Raw genomic sequence first — 5,363 nt, 5'->3', positions numbered from 1 at the left:
GGCGACCGGCGCCCGGGCCGTCCCCATCTGGCAGACCACCAGTTACGTCTTCCGCGACACCGCCCACGCGGCGCGCCTGTTTGCGCTCGAGGAGTTCGGCAACATCTACACGCGGATCATGAATCCGACGACGGACGTGCTGGAGCAGCGCGTCGCGTCGCTGGAGGGCGGTGCGGCGGGCCTGGCGTTCTCGAGCGGCATGGCGGCTATCAGCGCCACGATCCTGACTCTGGCGCGCGAGGGCGACGAAATCCTCTCCACGACGCGCCTCTACGGCGGCACGGTGACGCTCTTCACGACGACATTGCCGCGCATGGGGATCAAGGTCGAGTATGTGGACAGCGACGAGGCCGACGCCTTCGCCTCCCGCATCACCGACCGCACGAAGGCGGTGTTCCTGGAGACGATCGGCAATCCGAAACTTTCGATCCCCGACCTTGCGGCCATTGCCGAGGCGGCCCATGCGCGCGGCGTGCCGGTCGTCGTGGACAATACGACCGCCACGCCCGCCCTCTGCCGGCCCATTGAGTACGGTTGCGACATCGTCGTCCACAGCCTGACGAAATACCTCGGCGGCCACGGAAACTCGATCGGCGGCCTGGTGGTGGACAGCGGCCGGTTCCCGTGGGACGGCGGGCGGTTCCCCGAGTTCGTCGAGCCCGACCCGAGTTACCACGGCCTCCAGTTTTACAAGACCTTCGGCGCTGTGACCTTCGCCATCCGCGCCCGCGTCCGGACGCTCCGCGACCTGGGCGGGTGCATCAGCCCGTTCAACTCGTTCCTCATCTTGCAGGGCGTGGAGACGCTCGGGCTGCGGATGGCCCGGCACTCGGAGAACGCCCTCGCCGTGGCGAAATTCCTCGAGAAGCACAAGAAGGTCGTCTGGGTCCTGTATCCGGGCCTGGCGAGCCATCCCTCCCATGACCGGGCCAAACGCTACCTGCCGAACGGCGCGAGCGGATTGGTGGGCTTCGGCATTAAGGGCGGCTTAGAGGCCGGGCGCCGGTTCATCGAGGCCTTGCGACTTTTCAGCCACCTCGCGAACATCGGCGATGCCCGCAGCCTCGCGATCCACCCGGCCTCGACGACGCACCAGCAACTGTCCCAGGACGAGCAGCGGCAGGCCGGCGTGACGCCGGACTTCGTCCGCCTCTCCGTGGGCCTCGAAACGATTGACGACATCCTCGCGGACCTGGACCAGGCCCTCGCGAAAGCGTAACGCGTTTAGCCGCCCCGCCCGCCACGGCGGGTAAACTTGCGGGGCGCGCTCTGTTCGGCAGGAGCGAACGACCCTTGGCGACCGACGACGACATTCCGGTAGCCGACGACAGCCGGCTCGGCGGCGCCCACAGCGCCGGCCTCGTCGAGACGAAATGCTTCACCTTTGCCGACCCACCGGAGGAACTCGAACTGGAGTGCGGCCAGCGCCTCGGGCCCATCACGCTCGCCTACGAGACCTATGGGGAACTTGCGCCCGCCAGGGACAACGCCGTCCTGATTCTCCACGCTCTCTCGGGCGACGCCCACGTCGCCGGATACCACTCGCGCGAGGACCGCAAGCCCGGCTGGTGGGACATCATGGTCGGCCCAGGAAAACCCTTCGACACCACGAAGTATTTCGTCATCTGCTCGAACATTATCGGCGGGTGCAAGGGCAGCACGGGCCCCTCGAGCCCGAACCCCGCGACCGGCCGGCCCTACGCGATGGATTTCCCGATGGTCACCGTCGGCGACATGGTGCGGACGCAGAAGAGGCTCATCGACCACCTGGGGATCGAGCGGCTTCTGTCGATGGCGGGCGGGTCGCTGGGCGGCATGCAGGTCCTCGAGTGGGCGGTCCGGTACCCCGAGCACGTGGCGAGCGCCATGTCCATTGCCGCCACCGCGCGCCTCAGCGCCCAGGGCATCGCCTTCAACGAAGTCGGACGCCAGGCCATCATGACCGACCCGAACTGGGGCACGGGCGACTACTACGGCCGAGAGCCGCCCAGGGCGGGCCTGGCGATCGCGCGCATGATCGGCCACATCACGTATCTGTCGGACGAGCAGATGCACGAGAAGTTCGGCCGGCGGCTTCAGGACCGCGAAACGGTCGGATACGACTTCAAGGCCGATTTCCAGGTCGAAAGTTACCTCCGGTACCAGGGCGACAGTTTCGTCCGACGATTCGATGCTAACTCATACCTCTATATCTCGAAGGCCATGGACTACTTCGACCTGGCGGCGAAGTACGGCTCCCTGGTCCAGGCGTTCGAGCGCGTCCGGGCCGAGTTCCTCGTCGTCTCGTTCACGAGCGACTGGCTCTTTCCCACGTACCAGTCGAAGGAGATCGTCCGCGCCTTGAAGGCCAACGGCGTGCCGACCACTTTTTTCGAGATCCCGAGCCGCTACGGCCACGACACGTTTCTCCTGCCGAACGAGCAACTGGCCGAAACCGTCACGGGGTTCCTGGCCAATGTCCAGCGCCGCGTCCGGTCGCCGGCGGGGAAGGGAGGGAGGCTATGATCTTCCCGCGACACGATCGGCCGGGAAAATTGCGGCTGGATTACGAACTGATTGAATCGCTCGTGCCCGACGGCGCGAAAGTGCTCGACCTCGGGTGCGGCGACGGCCAGTTGCTCTCGGAACTCATCGAGAACAAGCGCTGCGTCGGGCGCGGCATCGAGATCGACGAGCAGGCCGCTCTCGAATGCATCGGCCGCGGCGTCCCGGTGTACCAGGGCGACATGCTCGAGGGGATGAGTTTCTACACCGACGCGCAGTTCGACGTCGTCATCCTCTCGCAGACCCTCCAGCAGGCCCTCCGACCGCCAGAGGTCATCCGCGAGATGCTCCGCGTCGGACGCCGCGCCATCATTAGTTTTCCGAACTTCGGCCACTGGGCCGTCCGCCTGCAACTCCTCGGGACCGGACGCATGCCGCGATCCCACGCCCTCCCGTACCACTGGTACAACACGCCGAACGTCCACCTCTGCACCGTCAAGGACTTCCGCGAGTTCTGCGACCGCGAGAATCTGGAGCGCGTCCGCGAGATCTTCCTCTCCCCCAGCCAGCGGCGGATCGGCTCGGTCGGCGCCAACTGGCGCGCCGGCCTGGCGATCTTCCAGGTCCAGCGCCGCGGAACCTGAAAAATGGGGTCTGCCCCGCTTTGTTGAAAACATCCCTCTCCACCCTCCGGGGGGAGAGGGAGAACAAAAGCATGTTTTCAACAGAGCAGGTCTGACCCCATTTTTCGCCCTGGCCGACACCCTTCAGCGAGAAGCCGCCTTGGCCGATGAAGTGCGGGTGTCGCGGCGGGCGTGCAGTTGACCGAACAGGTCGTCGAACGAAAAGTTCCGGCCGGGGCAATGCGTGTCGCACACGTGGCCGTGGCCGATGATGTGCGCGTCGTCAATCCGGTAGCGGGCCGACAGCCAATCCACGAGGCCCGCGAGGGCGTCCATCTGGGCCCGGGTCGGGCGCGTCTTGTCGAAGTTTCCGACCAGGCAAATCCCGACGCCGACCTGGTTGTACTCCTCGCGGTTCCAGACCTTGGTGTGGGCGCCGTGTTTCTGCTTGGGCCACCGGCTTCCGATTTCCACGAGGCCGTCGCCGCTGTTCGTCCCGTTGCCGATGACGAAGTGGTACCCCAACTCGTCCCAGTGCCGGCCGTTGCGATGCCAGTCGTCGAAGACGGCCGCGGAGCCGCGGTCGCTCGCGCTGTGGTGAACGACGATCCATTGCCACGGCCGCTCCTCGATGGCGGGGAGCCAGCCGGCCTCGGCCGGGGGCATCGCGACCTCGGTCCGGCGCTGCTGGGTGTTGCCCGCCGCGGCGGGCGGCGCCGGGCGGGGGCCGGTCGGGGCGAGCGCGCGATACCGAAAGGCGTCGCGCGTCGGGATGGCCGGCGTGCCGGCGAGGCGGCTGCTGCCGCCCGTGCAGCCGGCGAGCACGGTTGCGAAGATTGCAACCAGTGCCGCGAAAGAAACCCTGCAAACCCCTCTCACCCTAGTTTCCTTCCTTGGCGTTCGCTTCTTTTGTCTTGGCCGACAGCCGGCGGCCCACTTCGGGCCAGGCGACGGATTCGCCCGGCGGCGCCCCCTCGGTTTCCGCGGGAGCGGTCACGGCCAGGACCCGGAGGCCGAGCGTCCCGGCCGCCTCGGCCAGCCGCCGCGAGCCGACCAGTGCGGCATCCACCTTCGGCCAGGTCCGCTTGAGCGAAGCGAGGCTTTGCGGTTCGGACTCCGGCTCGACCCACCAGGCGGGTCCGGGCGGCAGAGGGGCGTCGGCCAGTTGCCGGCGCATCGCCCCGTAGCGTCCCACGTCGGTCGCGACAAGGTAAACGAGTTGGCGGCCGAACGCAAGGCCTTTGAGCGTCTCAATCGCCTCCCGCACGATGCCGGACGGCCCGCCACCGGCCGAACGGTCGGTCGGCGGGAGGACCGCGCCGGCATCGACCCAGAGGACGCTGGTTTTGGGCGTCCGGACCCACACCGTGCCGGTCGCCCGCAGGCCGAGGGGTCCGGTCAGTTCCGAGACGAAAGCCTCGTACGGATACCGGCCTTCGGGCAGGCCGCCGAGGCGCGAGCCCACCGCGATGCCCTGTTTGTTAACCCATCCGGCGTCGACGTAGTCCTCGTGAAAGCGAAAAAAGATGGAGACCTGGCCCACGCGCTTGGCGTGGCGGAGATCCTCCAGGACGGCTCGGCCTCGGACGTGCTCGGGAGCGGGGACGGCCACGGCGTCGAAAACCGTCAGGCGCAGGTCCGTGGGCGATGCGGCCCGGCCGGCCAGGCCGCCCACGAGGAGAAAGACGATGAAGACCGCCATGACGACGGCCGTCGCGACGATGAAGACGTAGGCAAAATAGCGAAGCACGTCGGCGCCTCTTTTAGAGCCTCTAATGCTCTGTTGAAAACATGTTTTTGTTATCCCTCTCCCCTTGTGGGAGAGGGTAGGGTGAGGGGAAATTAAGGTTGCTGTGCGGCATCACCCTCACCCCTGCCCCTCTCCCGTCAAGGGAGAGGGGATAGGACCGGATGTTTTCAACAGAGCAAGCCTCTGAAACCCGCGTTCCCGCATATCGTGTCGGTCAAGGGGGAGGTCAATCTTCGACATTTCCGATCGACCGGAGGCGCGCGACGCGCTCCTCGATGTCGGGGTGGCTCGACCAGACGCTGCTCGTCGTGCGCCGCCGGCCGGAGGCCATCATCGGCTGGATGATGAAGAGGTGCGCCGTCGCTCGGCTGGCCTCGGGCATGGGCTCGGTGTCGGCGGCGAGGGCTTCGAGCGCGCGGGCGAGGCCTTCCGGATAGCGCGTCATGCGGGCGGCGGAGGCGTCGGCCAGAAATTCGCGCTGCCGCGACGAGGCCAGTTGAATCAGC

6 protein-coding genes are annotated in these 5,363 nt (G+C 67.1%); 3 read left to right on the top strand and 3 right to left on the bottom strand.

The window, feature by feature from the left end:
* From NTX40_06880 to metW, 3 genes are all read left to right on the top strand, one after another.
* Positions 1–1,219 (top strand): O-acetylhomoserine aminocarboxypropyltransferase/cysteine synthase (locus tag NTX40_06880; protein MCX5648804.1); only part of this gene is annotated, 1,219 nt, incomplete at its 5' end.
* Between the two features lie 92 nt (positions 1,220–1,311).
* On the top strand, positions 1,312–2,505 hold the full coding sequence (locus NTX40_06875) for a homoserine O-acetyltransferase (GenBank protein ID MCX5648803.1): 1,194 nt from the start codon (positions 1,312–1,314) through the stop codon (positions 2,503–2,505).
* Positions 2,502–3,128 (top strand): methionine biosynthesis protein MetW, encoded by a 627-nt coding sequence (metW, locus tag NTX40_06870; protein ID MCX5648802.1) that lies wholly within the window; start codon positions 2,502–2,504, stop codon positions 3,126–3,128. The genes NTX40_06875 and metW overlap by 4 nt, the downstream gene beginning before the upstream one ends.
* Before the next feature lie 123 nt (positions 3,129–3,251).
* Here metW and NTX40_06865 read toward each other — a convergent pair whose 3' ends face one another.
* The 3 genes from NTX40_06865 to NTX40_06855 form a co-directional block, all read right to left on the bottom strand.
* Positions 3,252–3,986: a peptidoglycan recognition family protein gene (locus NTX40_06865; GenBank protein ID MCX5648801.1), complete on the bottom strand. Its 735-nt coding sequence runs from the start codon at positions 3,984–3,986 to the stop codon at positions 3,252–3,254.
* A 1-nt stretch (position 3,987) separates the two neighbouring features.
* Positions 3,988–4,857 carry a hypothetical protein gene (locus NTX40_06860; GenBank protein MCX5648800.1) on the bottom strand — a complete coding sequence of 290 codons (870 nt, stop codon included), beginning with the start codon at positions 4,855–4,857 and terminating at the stop codon, positions 3,988–3,990.
* A gap of 226 nt (positions 4,858–5,083) precedes the next feature.
* On the bottom strand, positions 5,084–5,363 hold a 280-nt coding region (locus tag NTX40_06855), incomplete at its 5' end, for a M48 family metalloprotease (protein MCX5648799.1).

The organism is Planctomycetota bacterium, assembly GCA_026387035.1.
Classification (GTDB): Bacteria; Planctomycetota; Phycisphaerae; order FEN-1346; family FEN-1346; genus JAPLMM01.
This window is presented reverse-complemented; position numbering and strand designations above follow the sequence as displayed.